At 43.8% G+C, this 3,667-nt stretch carries 4 protein-coding genes; 2 read left to right on the top strand and 2 right to left on the bottom strand.

Annotated features, from left to right (window positions below; translation table 11 throughout):
- Positions 1 to 176 precede the first annotated feature (176 nt).
- On the top strand, positions 177 to 464 hold the full coding sequence (locus tag EDD73_RS14515) for a transposase (RefSeq protein WP_131921156.1): 288 nt from the start codon (positions 177 to 179) through the stop codon (positions 462 to 464).
- Entirely contained in the window at positions 461 to 1,363 is a 903-nt protein-coding gene (locus tag EDD73_RS14520; RefSeq protein WP_264672949.1) for an IS3 family transposase, read from the top strand. Before EDD73_RS14515 ends, EDD73_RS14520 begins: the two co-directional genes overlap by 4 nt.
- A 603-nt stretch (positions 1,364 to 1,966) precedes the next feature.
- Here the strand turns inward: EDD73_RS14520 and EDD73_RS14525 are convergent.
- On the bottom strand, positions 1,967 to 2,524 hold the full coding sequence (locus tag EDD73_RS14525; protein ID WP_165876554.1) for a DUF2867 domain-containing protein: 558 nt from the start codon (positions 2,522 to 2,524) through the stop codon (positions 1,967 to 1,969).
- 221 nt (positions 2,525 to 2,745) lie between these two features.
- Positions 2,746 to 3,573: a DNA/RNA helicase domain-containing protein gene (locus EDD73_RS14530; RefSeq protein WP_320055194.1), complete on the bottom strand. Its 828-nt coding sequence runs from the start codon at positions 3,571 to 3,573 to the stop codon at positions 2,746 to 2,748.
- Between the last annotated feature and the right edge of the window lie 94 nt (positions 3,574 to 3,667).

Here is a 3,667-nt window from a genome sequence, read left to right on the forward strand (position 1 = left end):
ATGAGTACCCGTTTTTCTCCCGTTTCCTGAATGATCCGGCGCCGCCGGCTGCCGATCACTCGTAACGGTCCCGTACAACAAGGACAAGTATGGTGTGGAGTAGTATTATTTTAGTTAAGTCAAAAAACTCGTAATTCTGGGAACAATAGGAATAAAAAGGAAGAAGGAAAACCAGGATGCGAGTCTATGACAAAGATTTCAAAGAAGAGGCGATCAAGCTTTCCAATGAAATCGGAAATAAAGCAGCAGCAGAAAAATTAGGGATTCCGGAAACAACGCTGTACACCTGGAAGACGCGAACCAAACAATATGGTGAAATTGCTTTTGTAGGTAGCGGCCATAAGCGTGTTGACCCAAAAACAGCCGACATGAAAGCCATGGAAAAAAAGATCAAAGAGCTGGAAGACGTGAATGATATTCTGAAACGGGCCTTAGGTTTTTTCGCAGTGAGCCAAAAGAAATAGCTGCACGCGAACTTTTTCATTGGGTCTGGCTTCAAAAAACCAAAGAAAAAACCAAGCATAGCATCAAGTTGATGTGTATGGTGCTACAGGTTAGTGAAGCCGGGTATTATCAATGGATACAACGGCAATCAAAGCCATATAAGTACGATCATCTTTTGGCTACAATCCATCAAATTCGTGCAGACAACCCCGATTACGGAGCCCATCGGATTTATCTCCATTTGAAGCTTTATCACGGTTATGCCGGTGGTTATTATGTCATTCGTACACTCTGTAAGCGGTACCATCTCATGCTCAAGAAAAAATATCATCCGAAGGGAATCACCAAAGCAGACCCAACTGCACAAGCCAGTGCAAATTTGATCAAACAAGACTTTACCGCAGAACTACCGAATCAAAAATGGTTGGGCGACATCACAGAAATCCCTACTGCCGACGGAAAACTGTACACCGCTGCAGTGATGGATTGTTTTGATGGAAGTATTGTCGGCTTTAAAATGGCAAATCACATGCGAGCCGAATTGTGTGTGGAAGCTTTCACGGTCAGTGCGAAAAAGCATAATGCATCAGGGATGATATTCCATAGTGACCGGGGAAGCCAGTATACCAGTGGAATGTACCGTCAAGCCCTCGCCCGGTATGGGGCGATTCAGAGTATGAGCAGTGTGGGGAAATGCTACGATAATGCGCGAATGGAGTCTTTTTTTGCCACCTTAAAAAAGGAGTGTATCTACAAATTCAAAACAGAGACGATGAGTATGGAGCACGTCAAAAGCATTGTGTTTCGATTTATTGAAATCTACTATAATCGAAAGCGGATTTACACACCCAACGCCGGTTATCCACCCTTGGTGAAACGTTCAAACTACTATCGAAACAATCTGCTTCAAGCCATGTAATCAGGGGCTCTGCCCCTGAACCCCCGGAGTTTATCGCTTTCGTTCTCCTAAGGATAGAAAAAGAAAAACCAGGAATTCATCCTGGCTATCCTTAGCAGAACTCTGCCGACCGCTCGTGTTGCTCTCCAGCATTGCACTATCCTGTCGGTAGATAAGAGCCAGTTACATTATAACCAGTAACTGGTATCAAAATGCCTTGCGCCAAAATTACGAGTTTATGGACTAAAGCAAATTTGACAACTCCAGTGCTCCTCGCTCCGTATATAAAAAAACCTTTTTCCGGGTTTTCAACAAGCTCGTATTCTGATATGATGATCATGTTTTTGAGTGAAGGGCACCTCCCGTACTACTTGCCGGTAGTACACCTGTGGAGGTGCCTCTTCTTTTTCCCTTCCGTATTTCCTATGGCCATTATATACAGCAGGTTCCGGACAGGCAATGTCGTCAGCTTTTGGGCATTTTGCGTTAGCTAAAACAGCATAGCTTGTCTCTAAACTGGGAAAGGGAGGGAAAACAAGACGAATACATTCTTCTTACGTCAAGGGCCGGGCATCGCTATTACAGGCAGTCATGAAAAAACGGCCCAACTTGGGGCCGCTCGGTTTACGTGGTTCTGCTTTTGTTTTTCTTTGCATGGACCTTAAGGGCACTGCGGATCATGGCCGGCACCATGAGTCGGTGAAAGGGCCGCACCGGTAAAAAGTAGGCCTGACCTAGCCCATTGTGAATTTGGACTGCTGTGGCGACAACAGCATAGGTGACACTCTCTTGCCGGTCAATGGAAAAGGAAAGACGAAAGTTCAGATGGCGATCGTCATCGCCGATCAGGAGTTCCTCTGGTGTATGTTCGTAAACGCGAAAAAAGCTCGCTTTGGTACCTGGCTCAAAGGAAAAATCGTCGGGTGTTTGGGCTGACACTGTTTCCGGCACTTTGATGCCAAAGAGCTTCACAATGCGGTTGCGCCAGACGGTGAGGGTTGTCACCCAAGACGGCGCTGAGGTAAAGAGCAGGTAAACAAAGGCGATGATGTTTTGATCGAGATCGCGGGGCCAAGGGACGCGGTAGGCATCGCCGTAGTCGATGCGCGGGAGGGATCGGGCGATCAGGAGATGAGGCGGGATAGGGATTTCTTGGACTTTGAGTTGATTTGATTGGTTCATTGGGTAATCACACCTTAACACATGATGAACTGCATTATTGTGCCCATACTTCATAACCTTGATTGTAAGCAATTTGATATAAGGGAACAATACTGGATTTCAAAGATTCTACAACTCAAGCGTCTTGAAGAGTTACTTGCCAAGCATAACTTCATTGGAGCTTGTTCAATCGTGGCTAAGTGCTGACGTTAGCGCGGAAGACCCGATGAACATTGGCTCGCTCATAATTCCGTAATCCCGATGCTTTTTAAATAATTGTAAGTTCCATCATAAAAACTTTTTGCTCTCGTTAAGTCGCTATCATCCCCTTCTGGTACAAAAATAACCATACCTTGACGTGCACGGGTGAGCAGAACCCTATAAGCATTCTTTAAATACAATATCTTTTCGTAAATCTTAATATTATTCCACTTGCGACCCGAAAAATTATGGTATGTAAAAATTCCATCATTGAATCGAAAATTAGCATCCCAAGCAACAATTGTCCAGTCGAGTTCCAAACCTTGGATATCAAATTCTGTTGCCGTATCTTCTAAGAAATACGATGACCGAACATCGTCTTTATCTTTTAAGAACCAATTCTTTGCATCAATTTTGCTTTGTATCCATATTCCAAACGGTTTTAAACGGGTAGCACCTGAACTAGCGATTATTCCGTAACGCTCGCTCCCACGGGCACTTTTTTTAACCCAATCTTTAGCCTCAGTAATATTTCGCGTTAGAACAATTGGATAATTAGTTTTCAGTTCTTCAAATAATTCTTTGGCTCTAGCTTTATCAACATTCAAAATAGCTTTTACAAATTCTGAGACACGCTCACTTCTAAATGAGCGCAACGATACTGATAAATGCAATTCATCAATCAAAGTATACTTTAACCCTTCAAGCATTTCGTCTAGGTTCGTTCCACGTGTATATTCACTATCGGATAAAGTATTGGATACATATACATTCCAATGTGAAAATTTACGACGTACTGCATCAAACCACTCCGGCAAACCAGCTTCACCGGTATTGATCTCTTGTCCACCACCGATTAAACAAACAATTGAGTATTTCGGCGTGAAAGAGCCACTTTATCGGAAAAATAGAGCCACCTTCACGGGAAAATAGAGCCATGTTCACGGAAATAGAGCCACCATC

Source organism: Heliophilum fasciatum, assembly GCF_004341395.1.
Classification (GTDB): Bacteria; Bacillota; Desulfitobacteriia; order Heliobacteriales; family Heliobacteriaceae; genus Heliophilum; species Heliophilum fasciatum.

What these genes read in the sequence shown, in the direction of transcription:
- EDD73_RS14515 (WP_131921156.1), top strand. Translation starts at nt 177, where the DNA reads ATGCGAGTCTATGACAAAGATTTCAAAGAAGAGGCGATCAAGCTTTCC.
- EDD73_RS14525 (WP_165876554.1), bottom strand. Translation starts at nt 2,524, where the DNA reads ATGAACCAATCAAATCAACTCAAAGTCCAAGAAATCCCTATCCCGCCT.